This window comes from Roseiconus lacunae (assembly GCF_008312935.1).
Classification (GTDB): domain Bacteria; phylum Planctomycetota; class Planctomycetia; order Pirellulales; family Pirellulaceae; genus Stieleria; species Stieleria lacunae.
In genome coordinates, this window is sequence record NZ_VSZO01000053.1 from 607,128 (window position 1) to 629,750 (window position 22,623).

Below are 22,623 nucleotides of genomic sequence, written 5' to 3' on the forward strand. Positions count from 1 at the left end.
GTCTCTTCGAGGCGGCGCCGGCCGCAGCACCCATCGTTGCCCGCGTAACCTATGCGGAATGCTTGGGGTTTGATTACCGCTTGTGTTTTGGCAGAAGACGAACTTGTGTCTGGATGGATCGCATCGGCGACCGCACTTTGTTGTAAACCGATGCCAATGACTGCCGGCTGATCGATCACCTCGGTCGTTCGTCTGGTCCTGAGTCCAATCGGAACACATCCCCCTTTCAATGATTTCTCACCGTTCACTCAACTTCCGTTCAATGAACAACACTCCGCTCCTACTCATTCTGCTCATCGTTTCCATACCTCTAAAAAACTGCTGTTGGGGTGCCGAAAGACCACCGAACTTGGTCTTAATCATCGTCGATGACCTGGGGTATGGAGATGTCAGCTACCAAGGGGCACCAGATTTAGAAACGCCACATCTCGATCAACTAGCCGCCGAAGGAATCGTATTCACACAAATGCGAGCGAATTGCACCGTGTGTTCGCCCACACGCGCGGCCATCATGACGGCTCGATATGCGGATCGCTCCGGGGTTCCGGGCGTAATTCGAACACAGCCGGAAAACAGTTGGGGATACCTTTCGCCGAATCTGTCGACGCTGGCCGATCGACTCGGGGACGCGGGGTATCACAGCGCGGCAATCGGGAAATGGCATCTCGGCCTCCGGTCACCGAACACGCCGCTCGATCGCGGATTCGATTTCTTTCATGGTTTTCTCGGCGACATGATGGACGATTACTACACGCATCTTCGTGGGGGAATTAACTTCATGCGACTAGGACGTGAGACTATCCAACCCCAGGGACATGCGACAGAGTTATTCACCGACTGGGCAATCGACTATGTTGCCGATCGAACAGCACTAAGCGACGGCGACGCAGAGTCACATCAGCCATTCTTTCTGTACCTCGCCTATAACGCACCACACTTTCCGATTCAGCCACCAGATGAGTGGCTGAACAAAACGCAGCTGGCGCATCTTGGGATGGAACTCAAACGCGCGAAGAATGTCGCGTTTGTGGAGCATCTTGACCACAACATCGGTCGATTTTTGCGGCGTCTTGACGAACTAGGCCTTCGCGAAAAGACCGTGGTTGCCTTTACCAGCGACAACGGCGGTTCGCTTCCACATGCACAGCGGAATCTACCTTGGCGTGATGGCAAACAATCTCATTACGACGGCGGACTTCGTGTGCCGATGATCGTTCGGTCAACCGATCCATCACTCGCGGGAACAGAAAGCGACTATATTGGATTGAACTTTGACCTTCATGCGACCTTTGTCGAACTCGCCGGTGCGAAGCCAGATCCGGAAGCCGATGCGGTGAGCTTGGTTCCAATCCTGCAAGGCAAAATGATGCCGAAGCAGACTCGTGAGTTGTACTTTGTCAGACGCGAAGGCGGCAATCGGTACGTCGGTGGTGCTTACCACGCGTTGATTCGCGGGGATTGGAAATTGCTTCGCAATGATCCTTATTCGCCGTTGCAGTTGTACAACTTGAACGACGATCCGTACGAAACGACGGATCTGATTGACCAACGGCCGCGGGTCGCAAAAGAATTGAAACAGTCGCTGCGAAAGCACTTGCAACGCGGTGGGCGTGTACCCTGGCAATCGCCTGCCGAGTAGACTTTCTTGCGATTAACCCCTCGTCCCCTCCTTTTGAAGAATAGATCCCCATGCAAAGAATTTTTGCGGCACGCTTGCTCGCCTCTTTTGTTTTCGCGCTGGCGTCGGCGTCACTTGTTTCGGCAGGGCATCCGCTGGTTGCCAACGAAGGACAGACGTTGTGTTGGTTTGATGCTGAGGGCCAGTGCATTGAAAAAGTCAATCTCACCGGTGCTCCACACGATATCCACGTCCTTGAAGATGGAAATATCTTGACGCATCAGCACACCGAGATCGTCGAACTCGATGCGGAGTCCAAAGAAATCGTCTGGAAGTTCGACGCCCGCAAGCTCTCGGACGTCAAACGAGTGGAATTGCACTCAATCGCTCGACTGCCCGATGGCAACTTGATGGTAGCACTTAGCGGTCAGGGAACGATCTACGAAATTGACCGTAGCGGAAAGGTCGCTCGGCAGTTCGATCTGAAGCGTGATCATCCCCATCCGCACCGGGACACGCGGTTGGTCCGACCAATTGTAGACGGGGATAATTGGACTTACCTAGTCGCACAGGAAGGTGACGGTTACGTTCGGGAGTATGACCGGGACGGGAAAATCGTTTGGGAATTCGATGTGCCATTGTTCGGAAAAGAGAAAAAGGGCGGCCACGGTCCCGAGGCCTTTGGCGATTCAGTATTCGCCGCGCTTCGCTTGGAAAACGGGAATACGTTGATCGCAACCGGCAACGGACACAGCTTGTTGGAGGTCACGCCGGCTAAAGAAATCGTTTGGAAAGTTGAGCAGAATGATCTTCCCGGGATCACGCTCGCTTGGGTGACGACGCTGCAGGTGATGCCCAATGGCAATATCGTTTTGGGAAACTGTCACGCCGGTGAAGGTCAGCCCCAAATCATCGAAATCAATCGTGAGAAGGAAGTGGTGTGGTCACTGATGGACTTCGAACACCTCGGGAACTCCGTGTCCAATTCCGTCGTCATGACCAAATAGGCTTCGCCGAAGAAGTGACATCGCGAAACCAGACGCTTCGTGGTTGATTGGTCGATCAGCGGATTGTCCGATGCACCCGTTAACGGCGATAGACAAGCGTCGTGATCGACCATGAGCCTACTTGGTCTGCAAAGACGAATTCACCAAAGGCGGCCACGTGTTTGGATTCCGGTTTTGTTAATCGGCCAACGAATAGGTCGCCTGTCTTGGTAATGACTTTGCTGGACCATTTGGCCTTTCGGAAGTCTTTGGTTTCCGACTGTGCCGTCCAAAGTCGGACTTCTTTGGGGGGATGATCGGTCAACATGGAAAGCGTCAATTCGCGTCCCGATTCCTCGAACTGCCAATGAGCTTTCGGCATCGTTTCCCCAGAAGCACAATGCCGAAAGAAGGCGGCAAGGCTTGCGACCGCACCTTCTCGGCCGCCTTCGAGTCCGTGACCAGCGTTGGGGACTTGCCGAATGAACTTGGGCCCGACCAAGTCGTTCCAGTACAGATTCATCGCGTCAACGGTCCAGTACGGGTCGTTGGTTCCCACAATCAGTAGCTTCGGAAGTGTCAGTTTGCTTCGGTAGGTGAACGGGTCCATCATTTCCCGCAGTGCCGCTTCACGCTCGCTTTCTTTTTCGCCGGGCGTTTTTACCAATCCTTTTCGGGTGTAATCCGCGATTTGCCGGCTGTACGATCCCCAAGTTTCGATTTGGTGATCCATCTGCTTTCGAAAGTTCAAGACATCGATCACGATCGGTGCGGTGGCAATAACTCGGTTGTCGGCTACCGGAGAAAGCCAACTGGTCCAGCCGCGTTTGGATGCCCCGGTGATGACAAAGTGCTCAACTTTGCTGCTCAGTGATTGCTCTGAGAATTCTCCGATCGCGTCCATGGTTCTCACCGCGCTCTTCACCATCGGAAATAGCAGCGGCCACGTCGCATCACCTGTCTCTAAGTATCGTAACCACGTCTCGCTGATTAAATCATCCTCGCGACGGTTACCCAACAGGGGCTGGTTGGGGGTTTGGTGCAGCATCACCACACGAGCACCGCATTGGTTTGCCAACTGTACCCCGAGAACGATATCTGATGGCCGCGGTTGCGATGGGGTGCTTCCACCGGTGACATAGAGCACCGCATGATTCTCGAAGCGGATGTTTTTAGGTTCATAAACTTCGACCGCATGTTTCCAAACGATGCCTTGCCACGTTTGTGAAGTGACTCGCAATTGGTGTACCGTGCCGGCCGCCGTCGTCATTTTGCCGAGGTGTTCCCAACGAAAAACATCATCATCCGATTGCTTGACATAGTCGATCAGAGCAGTCGGAAAGGGCTTCGCTTCCGTAGCAACAGGATTCGATTCGGGGTGATGCTCTTGAGCCTGAATCTCTGCTGACGTGATCGTCCCAATAACGATCGCGAAAACGATGCTACCGCATAGACGTTGGAAATTCATATGCACTATGGGATCCGGTTCAAGGTGTAGTAGGCGTTGGGATGCTCGAGCGATTCACCCGAGGCATCGAGGACACCGCTGGCATCAAGTTCATGGACAAAGAATTGACGCAATCCATCGATTTGCAAACGAACGGTTCGCCGATCGGGCGAGACGGTTGCCGATCGGATGTTCAGTTTTTGATTTTGAATTTCATCACTTCCGTACGCTGAATGATACAGGTACGTGTAGCTTTTCATTTGGTAAGAGTTGACATCACTCGCGGTGCCGCCATCGACAGGCTTTGTGAACTCTAATTCAAAGCCATCGTGCTTCGCCCGCATCTCCTTGATTTCAAAAGGAGTGCTGCCATTCCATACAAGCCGCTGTAAACCGTAGCTTGCGTCACCCAAGCTACTCCAGCCACGATTGGTTAAGCCAACAAATAGACTTCCGTCGTCGCCTTGTACCAGTCGCAAGACCGCGGAGGCGAAGCCGAGTTTAAAGGGGAAGCACGCGCCTTGGTATTGACCGTCGATTTTTTCAAGGAAGACACGATTGATGCCCGCCTGAGTAAACTCTCCGACAAATAGTTGTCCCGCGAACGGTCCAAATGCGCCGCCACTACGATCGACCACGATATCGGTCGCCGATTGCCCGACCTTCTTGTACGGAAACCAGATCGCGGGGGGGCATAATTCCTTGAAAGCCTTTAACGCATCTGGAAACGGAAGTCCTCCGGGAACGTTGTCGACGTTACGGATCGTCGAACCCGGTTCATTCATCGACGCTAATGCTTCTGCATGATGGAAAAACGCGCCCGAACGCATGTGGTGTAACGTGTTCGTCGCGACCCAGTTCCCTTGTTGGTCGGTGTAGAACATGTCGCCTTTTAGATTGGCGCCCAATCCGGACGGTGACCGCATGCCGGCACAAACCGGTAGCAACTCACCATTCGGAGTGACTTTCATTCCCCAGCCGCGCCACTTGCCTTGCCGATAACCCAAGCCTGGATTGGGCAACGTTCGCGAGAGATGCTCGCCTTTGAGCCCGAGGCCGATGTTTAATGTGATCCATAGGTTGCCATCACGATCCAGTTTTGGTCCGTAGGCGTATTCGTGGTAATGGCCGGTTACGCCCCAGCCTTTCGCGACCGTAAGGTACTCATCGGCAACGTCGTCACCATCGTTATCTCGCAATCGAGTCAACTCACTTCGTTGGGCGGTGTAAAGATCGCCCTGATGTTCTAATAACCCCAGCGGTTCATGCAGCGCCGTTGCGAATCGGTGATAGGTCACTTGATCGGCGGGGTCATCGTAGACTCCGTCAAGGATCCAAACTTCGCCCCGCCGGATTGCCACGGCTAGTCTTGAATCGGGCAGCGTTGTCATCCCTGAGACTTCGAGCGCCAATCCATCTGGCGCTGGCTTCCAATGTTTCGAACGCGAATCGGTCGCAGCCTTTGCCGTCGATACCGAGATAATCCGATAAGAACTCTCGCTCGACTTTGTCGACGACTCCTCGATCGGCTGGGCCAGCGTCACATCGCTGTGGGCAATCAACAAGGCACCACATATCAGTCCGTATCGCAGCCACATCACCATCGGTACTCCAGCACAAGCGTTTGTTTTGATTGAAGCGAGAGTTTGGCTTTCCATGTCGATTGGGTGTCTTGTTGGTCGATCCAATGCCGCAATTCCTTCGGAGCTATCAGACGGGCGGTCATTCCATGCTCGTTGGCAACTTCGTTCGCGGTGACCGATTCAAAATTTTTGCCATCGAGAAATCGTAACTCAACCGTCACGCCATCGGTTTGTGGCGAAAGCGAAATTGTTCTTCGAAAACCAGCGTTGTCGATCGGTTTCAACTGGTCTTCGATGGTGACTTGATTATTTCCGTAGATCATCGACGGAATGCCGTTGCCGCTAAGACGATAGCCTTGGAAGGTTGGCTTCTGGCGAATTTGTTCCGAAAGTAGCCCTTCCTCATCGAAGACTACAACGGATTCGCCTAAGGGATCGGCCGGTGGAGTGAACCGTTCGTACCAGGTGCCTTGGGCATCCAAAAACCGGCCTTTCCAGGCGACCGCAAATCGTAAGCGTTCGGCGTCAAATGCGTAGTGTACGCCTTCGGGAAAACCAACCGCGATCGCGTGTGTGCCGGCTTCCTTCATGAACGTACGCAGCACGATCGGGCGATCGGTCGGCGTGAGTTCGAAGTTGGCGGAACGGACATCGGCTATCGCTTTTGGCAATGATTGGTTTGGTAGGTCCTTTAGGTAGGCCCATATGGCGGCGACTTGCTGATCGACATCACCGTCAAGAATATCCGTACGATTGCTCGTCCCATTGGGAAAGAACGTCGGCATGCGGGTCCGTTTTTTGACTGCGCCAGGGTTTCGGACAAACGCCGCAAACCAGGCGGGATGCACGCGTGATGTGATCCCTTGAAGATCGACGCCGACGACGCCGGGTAACGATTCTCCTTGAAAGACATGACACTGAACGCAACCCGTGTTTACCAATTCACGTCCCGCTTCAATCAGCTGTCGCAATTCATGCTTATTCGAAAAGACTTTGGCTTCGCCGGATCGATCGGCTTGGTCGGCTTCGGGAAGCGACTCGATCAACGGACGCACGATCTTGTCGCCATACGCGGGCATGCGCGCTTTCATGAACGCGCGGTGGGCAGACGTCTTTGGGTGAAAGACTTTGGCAATTGCGTTTGAATGCAGCTTTTTTCCGATCCCATCCAACGAAGGCGGCAGACGTCCTTCGTCACCTAAGTCGACTTGCCCGACGGTCTCGAAATATGGCTTTCGATAGCGTCCAACTCCGCCAAGCTCGGAACGTTGGTGACAACCGAAACAATTCAACTGAAGCATACGAAAGGTGGTGTCTTCTTCCGACGAATGTTGCCTTCGATGTGCATGCGGCGTCGCCATCTCGCGTCCCAAGAACGCTTTCAACGTGTCCCTCTGTGACAGATTCAGGCGATAGATTGGCATCGATCCCATGGCATTGTCGATACACGAATGTTTTGCTCGGATATCGATCGATGCCAATGTCAACTTCGATTGCTGCTTGGAAGGCTTTTCATCCTGGTCGCCAGAAACGTCATGGCAACCGGTGCAGTTGTACTGCGCGAACAGTTTTGCGCCTTTGCTGACCAGTTCAGCGTCTGCTTCGGACGCATCGATTTCAATCGGAGCGTCTGCAAACTCTGATTGGTCCAACAGGTATGCGGCGATATCTGCCGCTTCGGCCGGTGACAGACGTAGCGAAGGCATGCGTGCATCGGGACGTGTTGACGCTGGATTAAGCAGGAGCATCGTTAGCGAGCGAGCGGAATACTTGGTTGGCAAGTCGCTGTGTGGGATCGAAGTCACACGACGTGCCGCAGATGCTAGGCCAAGATCGGCAAGCTCATCGGCATCGAGATTCTTTAGCAGGTCATCGATAGCCGACGGAGCCGCTTCGCTGGTCTCGTATTCCTGATCAGGATCATGACACGCGACACAGCCGACCGTGTGATAGAGTTCGCGGCCTCGGTTGGAGTCGCCATGAGTCCAAAACTGGTGAATGACCGGCAGGGCCCCGCCCGCTTTCGGTTCCACGAACGGTTTGTCTTGGGAGGAAAGGAATGCGACCAGGGCATTGATCGCATCGACCTTTTCCGCTTCGCCGAGTCCACCTAGAACATCCGGCATTGTCGTTCCAGGCTTGACCGCCTGAGGGTCACGCAAGTACGACCCGATCCAGTGTGATTGCAATCGAATCCCGGCGCCATCGAGCCGTGGGCCTCGTTTGGGTTCCAGCCAGGAATCGTCGGCTTGATGGCAGACGACACAATTCAGTTCGCTGACCAAAAGTGCGCCCGAGAGGTCACCGAAGCGTGATTCGGGCAAGTCACCATGTTGACCAAAACGATCATATCCAATCACGATCGACGTGCTGAGGGGAGACGTCTGCTTCTCATCCCCGACGGCGTCAGTGCAGGCCAATGCCAACACAACTGTCAATAAATACGTCAACCGCGAAATCGAACCAATCGCCCGAAGGGGGCGTCCAAACATGATAGATCTCGATAACCACAGGACGATCAGCAACACGAAACCGACCACTTTGAACTCACCGCTTTTCGATACAAACACGACCTCGCTGTTGATTGCCTACCGTTTTATTGTCCCGATCATTGCGGCGATCGCATCGTTAAAACGGTATGCAACGACGCCCTGGACAGGCAACCGGTTCAAGCATCAACAGACTACTATTGTGGGCACGAATATAGTCGGTCGGCGGTGACGTTGTGGGCCTCGGCAATAAAATCATCCACCGAGATCAAGCGTCAAGTAGATCGACGATGTTGCCGATCGGTCGCCCAATCGCAGCTCGATCGCCGTGAACGACGATCGGACGTTCGATCAGCTTGGGGTGTTCGACCATCACATCAATCCATTGACTATCCGAAAGGGCCTCGGAATCGAGCCCCAATTCTTTGAATAGTTTTTCTTTTCGACGGACCAGTTGTTCCGGTCGAAGATTTAGCAATTTGATAACTTTGCGGAGTTCCGTTTTCGTCGGCGGATTGTCAAGGTAGCGAACCTCGTCAAATTCGATCTCGCGAGATTGTAGAAGTTGAAGCGCTTCGCGGGACTTGCTGCAGCGAGGGTTGTGGTAAATCTTGGTCATAGCGACAACGGTCGGGATGTATAATTACACCGATGAGGAACTTGTCAAAGCATTGACAGCCGAACGCGCTAGCATCGGCCCTGTTCCGGTTAGACCACGTGAAATGCTGAGGCCAGTGCGGTCGGCGTTTAAGTTGACGTCATTCGGGTTCGGTTTAAATGCCAAGATAGACGCGTGACCGGTTTATCGTCTAGACCTCGATGGGCTCGTGCGCGATCTCCCCAACAAGCTGGAGTAACTCTTGCGCCATTTCCTCGAGTTCGGATGCGGTTTTGACCGCGTTACCGGAGCCGCTGGTGGTGTTCCTGGCCGCCGAAGAAACTGCACTGATGCTTTGTGCGATGTTGCTGCTTCCCGATGCCACTTCGCCGATGCTTTTGGAGATTTCTCCCGTCATCGCCGACTGTTCTTCGACCGCGCCCGCGATCGCATTTTGGCTCTCCGCAATTTGTTCGATCACCGTGCTCGCCCGTCCAATGGCTTCGATCGCTTTCTGAGTGTCATTTTGGATTGCCTCAATTTTGGAGATGATCTCATCTGCCGCGCGTGTCGTATCGGCGGCTAAGTCTTTGACTTCGTTAGCGACGACGGCGAATCCTTTGCCTGCTTCACCGGCTCGGGCCGATTCGATGGTTGCGTTCAGCGCCAAGAGGTTGGTTTGTGATGCGATCGCACTGATTGTTTTGATCACCTCACCGATTTCCGAGCTGCTAGAGCCGAGTTGACTAATTCGTGAACTCGTTTCCCGCGTCACGTCGACGGCTTCAGATGCCGTACAAACTGCGTTGGAGGCGTTTTGCGAAATCTCTTTGATGCTCAGTTCAAACTGTTCCACAGCGGTCGCCAATGATCGGGTATTGACGCTGACCTCTTCTGCCGCTGAGCTTGCCATCATGGCCTGTTCCGATGTTCGTTCGGCATCCTTCAGGAGTTCCGATCGAACATATTGAGACATCCTTTGGAGACGCTCCGCAGACGCACGAAGTGGATTGACCGTGTCTCGCGAAATAACGGATCCAATCGCAATCATCACGCCTGAAAGTAGAACAATCGCGGCGACGGATAGATAAGCACGGCGACTAACCAAGGAAGCAACTTGCTGTTCAGCCAATGCGTTTTGATCGGTCGCCATCCCGACGACGCGGTCGATCGCCTGACGATGTTCTTCGTAAAGACTGCGTAGTTCGCCACGTTCAAGAGTGCGACAGGCCTCCGCATCACCTTGTAAACAAGCCGGCGCAAACTTCTCCTCAAAAACGCGAAAGAACTCGTCGGCTGGTGCATACGCGTTGACCGTTTTCAAGTGCTTCATCTCGCCTTCGGGCAATGCGTCAACCCAGTGCTGATGACGCCGATAAAACTCTGATTTCAAACGCTCACTTCGCGCTAGATCGCGTTTGATGTCTGATTGGGAAGCGCCGTCTTCGACTTCATTCGCCAGGTGTAACGTCATCAAATATGACTCGATGATGTAATTCGGCGGAGGCAAGATATCAGCGATCAGGTCTTTGCCCATGACAATGCGATCGTAGTAGGGCCCGTGAACTTTTGCGACCGACAACGTATTCCAGGACCATAGTCCGTAGAGAAGGAACGACATGCCTGAAACAATGATCAGTGCGGTTAACTTGGCACGCACGGTGAGCCCTTGGAGGTACATTCCGCCTATCCATCTTGTTGCTTGTGAAATCATGTAGACGCGTGAACCCGCGTTGCGAAATCGTGGCTTACAACTATGGGTCTACTCCCTCGTTTTTCGAGAGGTTTACCCTCAAAACGACCGTTTGCGATCAGCTTGAGGGAGGCGATCCGCCTAGCAATCAGGGGGGCGCTACCCTCGTTTTCCTCGTGCTCCGTCTCGATCGAAGGTTTGGATTTGGCTCATCATCCGGTGGGCATTTTCCTCAGTTACTGGACCGAACCGCGACTAACGACTGCGTCGGGGAACCCGATGTCAGCGATTTCGACTGGTGCGATCGCCTAGCCACCCGATGACTGTCGCCGGTCGTTGACACCCGTGGTGACAAGCGATGTCGTCCGCGAAGATTCTTCGCATCACGGATCAAGAACTGAGCAATTCCGATGAAATTGGATTCCTTCATGACCGATCGTAAGTAGAGTCGCGGTCCGATTTACCAGGAGGCGTCGAGTCGCGTTGGTATCGGCGATGATTCAACGGGGACTGGCAAAAGTGCTCACATCAAGTTGAGGTCGAATCAGACACGCGTTTAGCGGGGGAGCACGCGACAGGGGCAGTCGCGGAGCGTCCCCCCGCTAAACGCTTCATCGTTGCGATGCCGTAGCCCAGCGATCGTGCAGCCGTCCCGCTTCGCTTGTGCAAAACCGCCGAATTTTTGACGGCCTGTATCTGATCGTCCGACAGTCCAAAACTTCATCGAAACGATGCGTCGGCGGGATTGACGTTCGCATCAAACCTATCGTGCTTCATGTCGGCTGCAGCTTCGTTTTGACCCAATGGATAGGGCCGCTTTGCAGTCGTCGGCATCGATCCCGTGTTCGAACGGAAGCCGTTGTTAAAAAGCTGCCTTGGCAATTACCGTTCGTCTATACCTGATGACGAAGATTGCGAATCGCTACAGCAACAGTCGCGCAATATTGATGTAGATGATGATGCCCAGAATATCGACGATGCCCGCGACGAACGGGTTACTCATCATCGCCGGATCCAATCCCAGGCGTTGAAAGATCAATGGCAGCGATGCGCCGAAAAAGCAACCGACAAAAATCACGGCAACCAAAGTCATCGGGATGACCAGTGCCGCGACCGGTGTGGGAGCTAAGAAGATCGCGACGGCGTATCCGATCAAAGCGAGAAAAATACCAAGCACTGTCGCGACAATTACTTCGCGCCCGAGCACCTTGCGCCATTGGTCAAGTTCGACTTGGCCGCTGGTCATGGCGGTGATCACCAGCGTCGCCGATTGGCTTCCGGAATTTCCGCCGGCACTGATGATTAGCGGGATGAATGACACCAGCCAGATGAACTTGTTCAATTCTTCGTGGTAGTGTTCGAGCGCAAAGGCGGTCAGCAACGCCGCAAAGAATAGGATGATCAGCCAGATGCCTCGCTTCCAAGAAAGGTTTAGCAATCCAATCCGGAGGTAGTCTTCTTCGAGCGGCTCGACTGCCGCGATGCGATGGGCGTCCTCGGTTAGTTCTTCGCGAACGACGTCAATGACATCATCGTGCGTGATGATGCCCAACAATTGTCGACCAGAATCGACAACCGGAATCGCCAACAAATTGAAGTGCTCGACCTTCTCGGCGACCGACTCCTGGTCCTCATCGACTTCGGCGACGACGACGTCGGTTTCCATCAGGTCGCCAAGGGTTCGCGATGGTGTTCGTAGCGAAGAGACCAACTGCCGCGTCGACACAATCCCGCGAAGCAAGTTATCTTCGTCGACGACATAAAGATAATAGATCGTCTCGAGTTCACTGGCTTGATTGCCGAGTGCTTCGAGTGCACCGGAAACCGTTAACGTTTCAGACAACATCGCCACTTCCGACGTCATTAACGAGCCGGCGGTTCCTTCGTCGTAGGAACAGAGCCTTTGGATGTCGCGACGGTCGGCTACGGGCAAGAGTGGCAGAATGGTCTGCGCCCGCGTACCGGTTAACTGCTGAAACAAGTCGACACGGTCATCCGATGGGATGCGGTCGACAAGTTCAGCGACCTGACGTGGTTCTTGCGATTGGAGCAAGCCGACCTGTCGCTGTTCGTCGAAATAGCCAAAAATCTCGGCGCGTCGATCAGCGTCGGCGTATTGCAAGACGGCCCATAGGTCCGTGTCTTCTAACCCTTCCATGAACTCGGCCGTCCGGCCTGCGTTCAAAGTATTACAGAACTCAGTCAGCTCGGCCGCATTATCTTCGGCCAGCATTTCGCGAAGTTCGGGTAAGAAGAGCGGATTAACCATCAATTGCTGACGCGTTCGACGTATTCACCGGTTCGAGTGTCGACTTTGATGACGTTGCCCTCCTTAATAAATCCGGGCACGGTGAACTCCGCCCCGGTCTCGACCATTGCTGGCTTAGTCACGTTGGTCGCCGTGTCGCCTTTGGCACCGGGGGCACACTCGGTGATTTCAAGCTCCACCATGACGGGCGGTTCGACGATAATCGCGTTACCGTTGTAGAGCGTCATCGTGCAGATCATGCCGTCCTTGAGGTACTTCCAAATGTCGCCGGCGACCTTTTCGGCGACTTCGTATTGTTCGAACGTTTCCTGGTGCATGAAAACGTAATCTTGCCCTTGGCGATACAAGAACGACACGTCGGTGGTTTCGACGTCGGCCGATTCCAACGAATCTCCACCTTTGTAAGTTCGGTCCAAAGTGGTACCGCGGACAAGATTCTTCAGTTTGCACTTGTAAAGAGCGTTTCCCTTACCTGGCTTGACAAACTGCATGTCTGTCATCAGGTACGGTTCGCCATCAATTTGGACCTTCAGCCCTTTTCGAAAATCGCTTGTGTTGTAAGTTGCCATGTCTTCGTTCGGCTCCGTTGAATTCCGATCCGGCGAGCGTCTAGGGGAAAATCAGGGCGGCAGTTTACCGACCTGGTTACAGTTTGTCCTCACCAGCTTTCCGCCTTGTTTTATCCGGCTTTGCCTTTTTCGTCACCGGGCCTCCATCGATGTTCTCTCACGAAACTCGCACCGATCCACATCTCGCCATCGCCGAACAAGCGACCGACAAGCCCGCGCCGACTCCGATGCGATCCGAAGCAGCAGGTGATTCCGCTCCGTTAAAGCATGTGGCGGCGGCGACTTCCGGCGATGTTCCATCGAATTCCGGGCCCGTTTCGTGGCAAACGGCGATGAAACGCGCGATTCGCCGATCCGATGAACTTTGCCGATATGTCGGGATCGACCCGGCGTTTGCCGCCCCTTCGGCCGAAGGCTTCCCCACGTTCGTGCCGCTCGAATTTGCCGACAGGATCAAACGGGGGGACCCCAGCGATCCAATCTTGCGACAGGTATTGCCGGCCGACGATGAACGACACGAGGTGCCAGGATTTGTCGCCGACCCGGTCGGTGATCTTCGTGTCAGTCAAGCGGGCGGAGTTCTCCACAAATACGACGGCCGCGCCCTAATCGTTACCCACGGTGCTTGCGCGGTCCATTGCCGATATTGCTTCCGAAAAGAATTTCCTTATTCGGAGCTCAATGCGCAAAAGTCAAAGTGGAAACCCGCGCTCGATTACATCCGAAGCGACCCGTCGATCGAGGAAGTGTTGCTCAGTGGCGGCGATCCATTGGTGCTTTCCGATCAAAGTCTCCGCACGCTCGTCGAAGAACTTGAAACGATCAGTCACGTGCGGCGGCTACGTTTGCACACTCGGCTTCCGATCGTGATTCCGCAACGGATCACCGACGCGCTTCTGGATTTGCTTGCCGAATCGTCGCTCATGACTTGGTTGGTGATTCATGCCAATCACAGCCAAGAATTCGATCCCGCCGTCGTCGAAGGACTGACCCGAATGCGGCGCCGGGGAATCGCGTTGCTCAACCAATCGGTGCTGTTGTCGCAAGTCAACGATGACGTCGAGTCACTCTGTGATCTATCGAAAACGCTGATCAACGCGGGTGTTCAACCCTATTATCTACACCAGTTAGACCAAGTTCGCGGTGCGAGCCATTTCTGGGTCCCGCCCGAAAAGGGCTTGGAGCTGATCGATCAGTTACGTACGCAATTGCCGGGGTATGCGGTGCCGACATTTGTGCGTGAGCAATCGGGTCAACCCAGCAAAACGCTGGTCGTTTAAGCCGAATTACGTCCGGTCCGCAAAATGGGATTCGATCGTTTGTTGCGTTGGTGATTCGATGACGCCCACCTCGGTGATGATTGCCGTTACCAGCTCGGCTGGCGTGACATCGAACGCGGGGTTCAGCACGTTTGCTTCGTCGGGAACAATACGCGTCCCATGAGGACAGGCTACCTCATCCCGATCACGCTGTTCGATCGGAATCTCGTCACCAGACACCAATTCCATGTCGAACGTGTTGCTCGGCGCGGCAACGTAAAACGGCAAGCGATGATGTTTCGCAAGGACTGCGACGGAATAGGTTCCGATTTTGTTGGCGACATCGCCGGCCGCCGTGATTCGATCGGCACCGACAATTACTGCGCCAATCCGCCCTTGGTGCATCAGCGCCCCGGCCATCGAATCGGTGATGACCGTCACGTCGACGCCCGCTTGAGAAAGCTCCCAAGCGGTCAGGCGGCCACCTTGAAGCAGCGGGCGGGTTTCGTCTGCAAACACCTTGATTCGCTTGCCCGTTTGATGCAGGTGATAAATCGGTGCGAGCGCGGTTCCCCACATCGACGTCGCCAAACCACCCGCATTGCAATGTGTCAACACGGTATCGACGCCCGAAAGTAACGAGGCTCCGTTGCGTCCGATCGCCCGACACATCACGCGATCTTCGTCATGAATTTTTCGGGCCTGCGTGATCAAGGCCGTCAATAGTTGCGAGTCATCAGTCGATTCGACGACTTCGGCCATTCGATCGAGTGCCCAAAACAAGTTGACTGCGGTCGGACGACTGGTCGCTAGGTATTCGATCGCGTTTAAATAGTCCTTTTTTGTCGGTGGTACCCCGTGTTTATTGCTTTTCGCCAAGCAAACGCCATAGGCCGCTGCAATCCCGATCGCGGGCGCACCGCGAACGACCAATCGGCGTATAGCGCTGTGGGTCTGCTCCACCGTCTCGCAGACCAGGTAGGTGAGTTGTGTCGGGAGCTTCGTTTGATCAATGAGTTCAAGTTGATCGGTGGTGAAGCGGATGGTTTCCGGGGCGTGCGTCGCCATGGCAGCGTTTGGGGATGGTGTAAGACGTGACGGACGAGAAACTGAGTCGGTGGCCTGAATGGCTCGCCGAATCACGCCGAAGATGATCGGACAGAACGGATTCGGCAAGGCGTTGGAGGGTAGGCCCGTCGCCGCTACATTAGGGCCTTTGGAAACCACAGACATCGGGTGGGCTGACCCATTGGGCGTTGTTTGCCGGGTCATGATAACCGGATACGGAAGTTGATAAGCCGCGTTTTCGACCATATCACCAACGCATTGCATGAATTCAGAGATCGCGTCGCTTTTTTCACTGTTCCAGCGATAGCGAAATCCTGCAATTGCAACTTCGGACGCCGTTCGCCCCTGGTGCATCCTCGACATCCGAAATTACGATTAGCCGGCTGGCGTTAGCCACGGTTCGGTGGCGGTAAGCAAATCATGGCACGATTGCTGATGAGCCTAACTCGAATATTGAGAGAGACCGAGAACGACCGTTCTGTTCCAGTACGACGCAACAATCGTCCGACTTCGGAAAGCAAAAAACGTTTGCTTACGAAGCTCGCTATCATCGGCGTCTTGCAGAGATGTCAGCGACAGCGAACTGGGACCACGCAACCACAATCGCTTTAAATAAAGATCACTGGTCTAAAGTAAACTGCTTCTCACGCGCGGTCACGGACCGCAGACCTTCCGCAGCAATTCACAAACCTACGACGAGACTGAATCCGTTGATCAATTTTTGGATACCGCTGCCGATCGAACTGCGTTTGGTGCTGCTCAGTTTGACCGGAGTGCTGTTGGGTGTGATCAGCAATTACGCCATCTATAACTTAGCCTGGGACAAACGGCCGATCGGCCCATGGTGTAGGGCTCACCCAGACGCGCCGGCACGCTCGATCTCGGATCGCATTCCGATCCTCGGTTGGCTGGGAATGCGCCGCGAGAACCATTTGCACGGCAAGGGATTTTGGATTCGTCCCATGGGAATCGAAGTCGCCATGTCGATCGGTATCCCGGCGTATTACTGGTACGTCACCCAGACCGCGTCGCTGCTTCCGATCGGGTTTCGGGCTCCCAAAGACATCGTGGCTGCCGAGTCTTGGATGACGACCGTATTTGCCGCCCATTTGGCTCTGATCACCATCATGGTCGCGGCGACATTTATCGATTTCGACGAACGAACGATTCCCGATCTGCTGACTATCCCTGGGACAATTTTGGCGCTGATCTTCAGCTGGTGCTCGATCTTTATTTTTTTGCCCTGGGATGCTCCTAACTGGCCAGAGCCGATTACGTTTGCGTCGCCATCCCCGATCGCGATGGTTTGGTTAGGGCCCAAGGGCTGGTGGACCGCGATCCTCATTTGGACCGGCTGGTGTTTTGCTCTCGCCAATCGACGTGTCATCTTGCGGCACGGGTTGGCAAAAGCGGTCGCCTATTTTGTTGCTTCACTCGTTCGTCGCTACAACTGGCAACTGCTGGTCGCGATCTGGTTGGCCGGAAGCATTGCGATCCGAGTCGCGTATTCGTTCGGCGGGATCCCATGGATCAGCCTGCTGTCCTCGCTTGTCGGTCTCGGTGTCGGCGGCGGAGTCGTTTGGGCGATCCGAATCGTCGGTAGTGTCGCGATGAACCGCGAGGCGTTGGGCTTTGGCGACGTCACGCTGATGGCGATGGTTGGAGCGTTCATCGGGTGGCAAGGGGCGGTCATGGCGTTTTTTGTCTCCCCGATCGCGGCGATTGCAATCGTTCTGGTCTATTTCATCCTCACCCGGAATGCCGAAATCCCCTTCGGACCCTACCTTTGTGCCGGAACGATGCTGACGATTTTGTGGTGGGACGACTTTGTCAGCGGGTGGTTTGTCGGTAACTTCGCAATTCTTGGGCAATTCATGCTTTGGCTGTTTCTTGCCCTATTGGGTATGATGGGAGTAATGCTGTACTGCTATCGAGTTGTCTCGGATAGGTTCCGCGGAGAATAACATGAAGATTGGACAATCAATACGAAGTCACGGCATCGCGGTCGCCTGCGGTGTACTCGCCACGGCTGGCCTGGTCGGATGCGACAATCCGGGCGTGACATCGACGCCTGACGACATCGAAATTTCCGAGACTTCCGGAACCGTCAAAGTTGCGGCAGAAAAAGCCGACAAAAAAGACGCGTCCGAAACCGATTCCGATCAAGCAGATTCCAAAGACAACAAGGATTCGAAGATGAGCGAAAAAGAGAAGGAAGATTCTGTCGATCAGAAAGTGAAGTTCGTCTTCGATTACAATTCGCTCAATGCCAAAGCCGCCTACGTGATTCTACGCAAAGGTACCGAACCGCCGGGACCTGGCGGCTACACGATGACCAAAGACGCCGGAACCTACATCTGCCGGCAGTGCAATGCGGCGCTCTACAAAAGCGAAGCAAAGTTTGAAAGTCACTGCGGATGGCCCAGCTTTGATGACGAAATCGACGGCGCGGTCAAACGCCAAACGGACGCCGATGGCTACCGCGTTGAAATCATCTGCAACAACTGTGGCGGTCACCTCGGTCACGTCTTCGAAGGCGAAAACTTTACCGAAAAGAACACCCGCCATTGTGTGAATTCGATTTCGATGAAGTTCATTCCCAAAGGCAAGCCGATTCCGCCTAAATTGGTCGTCGATAAACAGGCCGCGAAAGAAGCGAATCAGAAGCGCACCGCGACCAAGTCCGAACCTGTTCAACAGGACAAAGACTAACGCCGTAATTGAGTTGTACCACAAAGACGGTAGTCAACAGCGACTTTAACGTAACAGGCGAGCTTCGGCTCGCCTGTTTTCGTATCACGGCACTGTTCCCTATTCGCATTGTATTTAATCGGCTCAAGTTCACTCGACACAAGGCGTTTCCTGCGGAACAGGCCTCGCATCGCTGCTTGGCACTTGTCTTCGTTCCTTTGATGCGGTTCCCTTCGATGCGATCGGTCTTCGCTGGCTCGGCCTGATTACTCAGGCTCACTTCCAACGCGGCAATGCGATCGTGTTAAAATGCGACTCTCAGTGCTTGCTCAATCCTTCCCTCGCTCTCCTACCTTTTCCATGAAACCGACCAAAAAATCTCTAAATCGACGTCAAGTTCTCAAACGCTCCGGTGCCGCCGCCGTTGCAACCACCGGCTGGATGGCCGGCAGCCAGCTGATCATCACCGGCACCAAGGCGAGCGGGCAAATTAACGGGGCGAACGACCGCGTTCGTATCGCCGTCGCCGGTCTGAATGGTCGTGGGCAGTCCCATATCGGTGGTTGGACCGGACAAAAAGACGTCGAACTGGCTTACGTTGTTGATCCGGCAAGCAAAGTTCTTCGCCGTACGATGGATTCGCTTGAGAAACGTGCCGAAGGAAGTTTGACAACCAAAGGCGTTGATGACATTCGCAAAACGCTCGACGACGATTCGCTCGACGCGATATCAATCGCGACGCCAAACCATTGGCACTCGTTGATGACGATCTGGGCCGCCCAAGCCGGTAAGCATGTCTACGTCGAAAAACCGATGAGTCACGATATTGCGGAAGGTCGTTCTTGCGTCGCTGCCCAACAAAAGTACGGCGTCGTGATTCAGCACGGAACGCAGCGACGGAGCAGTGCCGGCATCGCAGGACTGCACGAAGCACTGAAGTCGGGCAAGTTGCCTCGGTTGAAAATTGCCTACGGCTATTGTTGCAAACCACGGTCGGGGATCGGCTTCAAGCCGGTTTCTGATCCGCCGGCCGATCTCGATTGGGATCACTGGAAAGGCCCCGCAGTCATCGAGAACTATCACGCCAATTATGTCCCCTATAATTGGCACTGGTTCTGGGAAAGCGGTAACGGCGACTTGAATAATCAAGGAACCCACCAGCTCGATGTCGCACGTTGGGCGATCGATGACGATCAAACGCACCCAATTCGCACCATGGCGATTGGCAACCGATTTCAGTGGGGCGACCAAGGCGAAACGCCGAACACGATGTTCGCGATGGCTGAATATCCCAATGGCCAGATGGTCTTCTTCAATGTTCGCAACGTGAACTACAAAGGCTACGAGCGTCAAGTTTACAACGAGTACTATCTCGAAGACGGCAGTGTGATCACGGGAGAAGGGAAATACAAAATCCTCCGTCCCGGCGCTTCCAAGCCCGAACCGCTCGATGTTGAACCCGGTGACGTGACTCCTGGTGGAAATTGGGGGGCATTCATCGCCGCCATTCGCGCTAACGATCCATCGATGGCTAACGGAAACGTCCTCGACGCGCACTATGGATGCGTACTCGGACACATGATGAATAACTCGTATCGATTGGGCGAGTCAGTTGCGTTGTCGGATTCCTCGGTTGACTTTGGGAATGACGATGCAGCGGAACACTTCCAAAAGTTGCGAACGGTCATGACCGACGGTGTGGGCGTCGCCAAGGACGCACCATGGAAACTCGGGCCGACGCTGCAGTTTGATCCAGAAAGCGAACGTTTTATTGGTAACAACGCGGATCAAGCAAATAAATTGCTCAAAGATCCGAACAACCCCGGCTACGAAGTCCCCTCGGCGGATACCTTCGCCTAGCGGTCTGTTAATTTTAATTGTCGCTTTTCGGTCCGTGAAAGTAGCGTTCGCTTCGCTGCTTTTGCAGAGCATAGGCGACATGGGAAGAGGTTGAATCTGAAAACGAACAGACTGCTATTGGTGCGATAGCATTCCATTTTCAGGTCCTCTTCATCCGCCGATGGCCACCAAGCCTCGGCGGATGGTAGTTGCTCCGACAGGACTCTCGCAGAGTCACAAAGCCACATAGGACATGCCTGTGCGGCGACCTTCATCGATCATCCACCTTGACTTATTAGTGGAGATTAGTGCCGATAAGTGTTTCCCATCCCCCGGTCCATCAACCGTCGCGTCCGCGTGATCGCCATCGATTGTGGCGAACCGTTAACTTGGGAACGCCTGACCTTTCGACCAGCCGATCAGGTTAGATTCCCAAAATACATTCAGCGATTTCGTTGGCGCATCGCTCGCCCTGTAAGAATCCTTCAGAGTAAACCCAGGCGATCCGAAGGACTCGTCACCGCCAACCCCGGTCGATTCATGACATGGGTGTAAATCATCGTCGTTTTGACGTCTTTGTGACCGAGCAATTCTTGGACGGTTCGAATATCCGCACCGTCTTCAAGCATGTGTGTCGCAAAGCTATGGCGCAGCGTGTGTGGGACGGCCTTCTTGACAATTTCGGTCCGTCTTCGAGCACGCCTAAAGTGCTCCGGAAAGGTACCTTCATGTATATGGTGTCGGCGTCGGCGATTGCTGCGTGGATCGCGAGAAATTTTTGATGAAGGGAATAGATACTGCCAACCGAGATCTCGCTGGGCATAAGGATATTTCTTAGCCAACGCGTACGGCAGATAGACTTCGCCGTAACCGTCGGCCAGATCTCGATGATGGAGCGCTTTGACATGCGCGAACTGTTGTTTGAACAGTTCAATAGTGTTGTCTGGCAAAACTGTCACGCGATCCTTCATACCTTTGCCATTTCGAACCACAATTTGACGGGTTTCGATGCAAAGATCTTTCAGTCTCAACGTGCGGCACTCCCGATGGCGTAATCCGCTGCCATACATCAACAGGAACATGAGTCGGTAAACACCGGAAATGTACTGGAACAAATCGGTCACTTCGGATTTCGTCAGAACAACCGGACGGTACTCACTGGACTTTGCGCGGACTGAACTAATGAACTGCAGGTCACGTCCGATGACCTTTTGATAAAAAAACAGGATCGCCGAAAGTGCTTGGTTTTGAGTCGATGCGGTGACTTCCGTTTCGATCGCCAAATCCGTCAAGAAGTCACCGATCTCTGGCTCACCAAATTTCTCCAGACGATCGTCGTCCAGATGACGAATGAATTTTTTGATTTGACGGACGTAGGCTTCCTCGGTGCTTTTGGGGTGATGGAGTCGACGAAGTGTTCCTCGCATCCGCTGAATGCACTCCGGTTCACGGTCGTCGATTGCACCTTCGTTGCCCTCGCCTGCGACTAGCGAAGGGTCGTATTCACCGTCTTCGTGGGCACCGTCAATGTCACTGGGGCGACGCGCGATTTCGGTCAGTTTCTCACGAATGGGGCGGAAATCGACGACTGCCGTGCGCAGGACGGCGCTTTGATAGGCTTCGATCGCTCGAGCGGCTTGCAGGCGTTGCCAGGCGGGAGTTTTAGATGCCAGTAGCTTGCGAAGAAACGCAATCACTAATTCCTGTTCGACGGCGATTCCGTCGTGCGGGTTGGAGCGGGCGTGAACGGACGGCATACTGGCATAGCTTCCCAGCCATTTGGGAAACCAAGTTTGATCTTCCTCTGGAAGATTCATCACCGCAAGGCACTGTCGGAACTGATTGACAGACATTTGACCACTCCTTTAACAGGACAAGATGGAGAGATGAAATTCTGGCAGCGGATCGTAGCTTGCGTTGCCTAGAGCGCAATCGCAGCTTGATGCCGCGTACCGATCATCATGTCCTCCTGATGAGAGCCGTGCCTAGAACGCATTTTTAGCATCTGGGGGAAGGCTTGACCACCCAAAACTCATCCAGTACTATTGGGTGGTAGGAGATATTTCCCGGCCCAACCAAGGAATATGTTCAATTATCCTTGGGAGAACCGGTAATAATTAGTTGTTCGTCGTGCTACTTCACGTTCGTTGGTTCATTCACCTTCGAATGCGGATTTAATCCGTTGCCTGTCGTTGTGGCTGGACTTGGGCCCATCGCTTCGTGACGCGACCTCTGTTTCCTGGTGATCGCTCTTGATGTCACGGGATGATAGATCATCTTCTCCAATCGGATGATGGCTTGGTGATTCGCAACGCGAATCGCGTCCGTCGTGCCGGATGACTCACGTAGGGGCCCATTGATTGGCAACGGAACATCAGTCGCCTATCGATCGCACCTGATGTTGCGGTTTGGCTGTCGCGCCTGGTTCACCGTATTGATTCACGTACCGTCCCATCCATTGGCAACGGACCCTCTGTCGCCTGTTGATCGCAATCGTGGTCACGGTTTAACATC

At 54.1% G+C, this 22,623-nt stretch carries 15 protein-coding genes; 6 read left to right on the top strand and 9 right to left on the bottom strand.

Going from position 1 to position 22,623, the window contains the following annotated elements; translation table 11 throughout:
* Positions 1-262: 262 nt before the first annotated feature.
* Together FYC48_RS25195 and FYC48_RS25200 are read left to right on the top strand one after the other, a co-directional pair.
* The gene (locus FYC48_RS25195) at positions 263-1,639 is read left to right on the top strand and encodes a sulfatase-like hydrolase/transferase (protein WP_149499546.1); all 1,377 of its coding nucleotides are present in this window, start codon (positions 263-265) and stop codon (positions 1,637-1,639) included.
* Between the two features lie 50 nt (positions 1,640-1,689).
* Entirely contained in the window at positions 1,690-2,625 is a 936-nt protein-coding gene (locus tag FYC48_RS25200; protein WP_149499547.1) for a beta-propeller domain-containing protein, read from the top strand.
* A 79-nt stretch (positions 2,626-2,704) separates the two neighbouring features.
* On the opposite strand, the gene FYC48_RS25205 is transcribed toward FYC48_RS25200, so the two are convergent.
* From FYC48_RS25205 to efp, 7 genes are all read right to left on the bottom strand, one after another.
* Entirely contained in the window at positions 2,705-4,072 is a 1,368-nt protein-coding gene (locus tag FYC48_RS25205) for a PhoPQ-activated pathogenicity-related family protein (protein WP_149499548.1), read from the bottom strand.
* 5 nt (positions 4,073-4,077) lie between these two features.
* Positions 4,078-5,709, bottom strand: a complete 1,632-nt coding sequence (locus tag FYC48_RS25210; protein ID WP_235034417.1) for a DUF7133 domain-containing protein — start codon at positions 5,707-5,709, stop codon at positions 4,078-4,080.
* Positions 5,649-8,126 (bottom strand): c-type cytochrome, encoded by a 2,478-nt coding sequence (locus FYC48_RS25215; RefSeq protein WP_149499549.1) that lies wholly within the window; start codon positions 8,124-8,126, stop codon positions 5,649-5,651. The genes FYC48_RS25210 and FYC48_RS25215 overlap by 61 nt, the downstream gene beginning before the upstream one ends.
* A gap of 265 nt (positions 8,127-8,391) precedes the next feature.
* Entirely contained in the window at positions 8,392-8,742 is a 351-nt protein-coding gene (gene arsC, locus FYC48_RS25220; RefSeq protein ID WP_149499550.1) for an arsenate reductase (glutaredoxin), read from the bottom strand.
* A gap of 190 nt (positions 8,743-8,932) precedes the next feature.
* On the bottom strand, positions 8,933-10,402 hold the full coding sequence (locus tag FYC48_RS25225) for a methyl-accepting chemotaxis protein (RefSeq protein ID WP_160149763.1): 1,470 nt from the start codon (positions 10,400-10,402) through the stop codon (positions 8,933-8,935).
* A gap of 934 nt (positions 10,403-11,336) precedes the next feature.
* Positions 11,337-12,683, bottom strand: a complete 1,347-nt coding sequence (mgtE, locus tag FYC48_RS25230) for a magnesium transporter (RefSeq protein WP_149499552.1) — start codon at positions 12,681-12,683, stop codon at positions 11,337-11,339.
* Positions 12,683-13,252, bottom strand: coding sequence for an elongation factor P (gene efp / locus FYC48_RS25235; RefSeq protein WP_149499553.1), 570 nt, complete (start codon positions 13,250-13,252; stop codon positions 12,683-12,685). The genes mgtE and efp overlap by 1 nt, the downstream gene beginning before the upstream one ends.
* A gap of 149 nt (positions 13,253-13,401) precedes the next feature.
* On the opposite strand from efp, the gene epmB reads away from it, so the two are divergent.
* Positions 13,402-14,532 carry an EF-P beta-lysylation protein EpmB gene (epmB, locus tag FYC48_RS25240; protein ID WP_235034418.1) on the top strand — a complete coding sequence of 377 codons (1,131 nt, stop codon included), beginning with the start codon at positions 13,402-13,404 and terminating at the stop codon, positions 14,530-14,532.
* Between the two features lie 6 nt (positions 14,533-14,538).
* Here epmB and mtnA read toward each other — a convergent pair whose 3' ends face one another.
* Entirely contained in the window at positions 14,539-15,579 is a 1,041-nt protein-coding gene (gene mtnA / locus FYC48_RS25245) for an S-methyl-5-thioribose-1-phosphate isomerase (protein WP_149499592.1), read from the bottom strand.
* A 710-nt stretch (positions 15,580-16,289) separates the two neighbouring features.
* On the opposite strand from mtnA, the gene FYC48_RS28210 reads away from it, so the two are divergent.
* The 3 genes from FYC48_RS28210 (at position 16,290) to FYC48_RS25260 (ending at position 20,130) form a co-directional block, all read left to right on the top strand.
* Positions 16,290-17,543: a prepilin peptidase gene (locus FYC48_RS28210; RefSeq protein ID WP_235034419.1), complete on the top strand. Its 1,254-nt coding sequence runs from the start codon at positions 16,290-16,292 to the stop codon at positions 17,541-17,543.
* 1 nt (position 17,544) lies between these two features.
* Positions 17,545-18,291: a methionine-R-sulfoxide reductase gene (locus tag FYC48_RS25255; protein ID WP_235034420.1), complete on the top strand. Its 747-nt coding sequence runs from the start codon at positions 17,545-17,547 to the stop codon at positions 18,289-18,291.
* Between the two features lie 339 nt (positions 18,292-18,630).
* Positions 18,631-20,130, top strand: coding sequence for a Gfo/Idh/MocA family protein (locus FYC48_RS25260; protein ID WP_149499554.1), 1,500 nt, complete (start codon positions 18,631-18,633; stop codon positions 20,128-20,130).
* 464 nt (positions 20,131-20,594) lie between these two features.
* Here the strand turns inward: FYC48_RS25260 and FYC48_RS25265 are convergent, their stop codons facing one another.
* The gene (locus FYC48_RS25265) at positions 20,595-21,962 is read right to left on the bottom strand and encodes an integron integrase (protein ID WP_200836697.1); all 1,368 of its coding nucleotides are present in this window, start codon (positions 21,960-21,962) and stop codon (positions 20,595-20,597) included.
* Positions 21,963-22,623 lie beyond the last annotated feature (661 nt).

Coding starts and splice junctions, on each gene's coding strand:
- FYC48_RS25195 (WP_149499546.1), top strand. CDS start 263: ATGAACAACACTCCGCTCCTACTCATTCTGCTCATCGTTTCCATACCT.
- FYC48_RS25200 (WP_149499547.1), top strand. CDS start 1,690: ATGCAAAGAATTTTTGCGGCACGCTTGCTCGCCTCTTTTGTTTTCGCG.
- FYC48_RS25205 (WP_149499548.1), bottom strand. CDS start 4,072: ATGAATTTCCAACGTCTATGCGGTAGCATCGTTTTCGCGATCGTTATT.
- FYC48_RS25210 (WP_235034417.1), bottom strand. CDS start 5,709: ATGGAAAGCCAAACTCTCGCTTCAATCAAAACAAACGCTTGTGCTGGA.
- FYC48_RS25215 (WP_149499549.1), bottom strand. CDS start 8,126: ATGTTTGGACGCCCCCTTCGGGCGATTGGTTCGATTTCGCGGTTGACG.
- arsC (WP_149499550.1), bottom strand. CDS start 8,742: ATGACCAAGATTTACCACAACCCTCGCTGCAGCAAGTCCCGCGAAGCG.
- FYC48_RS25225 (WP_160149763.1), bottom strand. CDS start 10,402: ATGTACCTCCAAGGGCTCACCGTGCGTGCCAAGTTAACCGCACTGATC.
- mgtE (WP_149499552.1), bottom strand. CDS start 12,683: ATGGTTAATCCGCTCTTCTTACCCGAACTTCGCGAAATGCTGGCCGAA.
- efp (WP_149499553.1), bottom strand. CDS start 13,252: ATGGCAACTTACAACACAAGCGATTTTCGAAAAGGGCTGAAGGTCCAA.
- epmB (WP_235034418.1), top strand. CDS start 13,402: ATGTTCTCTCACGAAACTCGCACCGATCCACATCTCGCCATCGCCGAA.
- mtnA (WP_149499592.1), bottom strand. CDS start 15,579: ATGGCGACGCACGCCCCGGAAACCATCCGCTTCACCACCGATCAACTT.
- FYC48_RS25255 (WP_235034420.1), top strand. CDS start 17,545: ATGAAGATTGGACAATCAATACGAAGTCACGGCATCGCGGTCGCCTGC.
- FYC48_RS25260 (WP_149499554.1), top strand. CDS start 18,631: ATGAAACCGACCAAAAAATCTCTAAATCGACGTCAAGTTCTCAAACGC.
- FYC48_RS25265 (WP_200836697.1), bottom strand. CDS start 21,962: ATGTCTGTCAATCAGTTCCGACAGTGCCTTGCGGTGATGAATCTTCCA.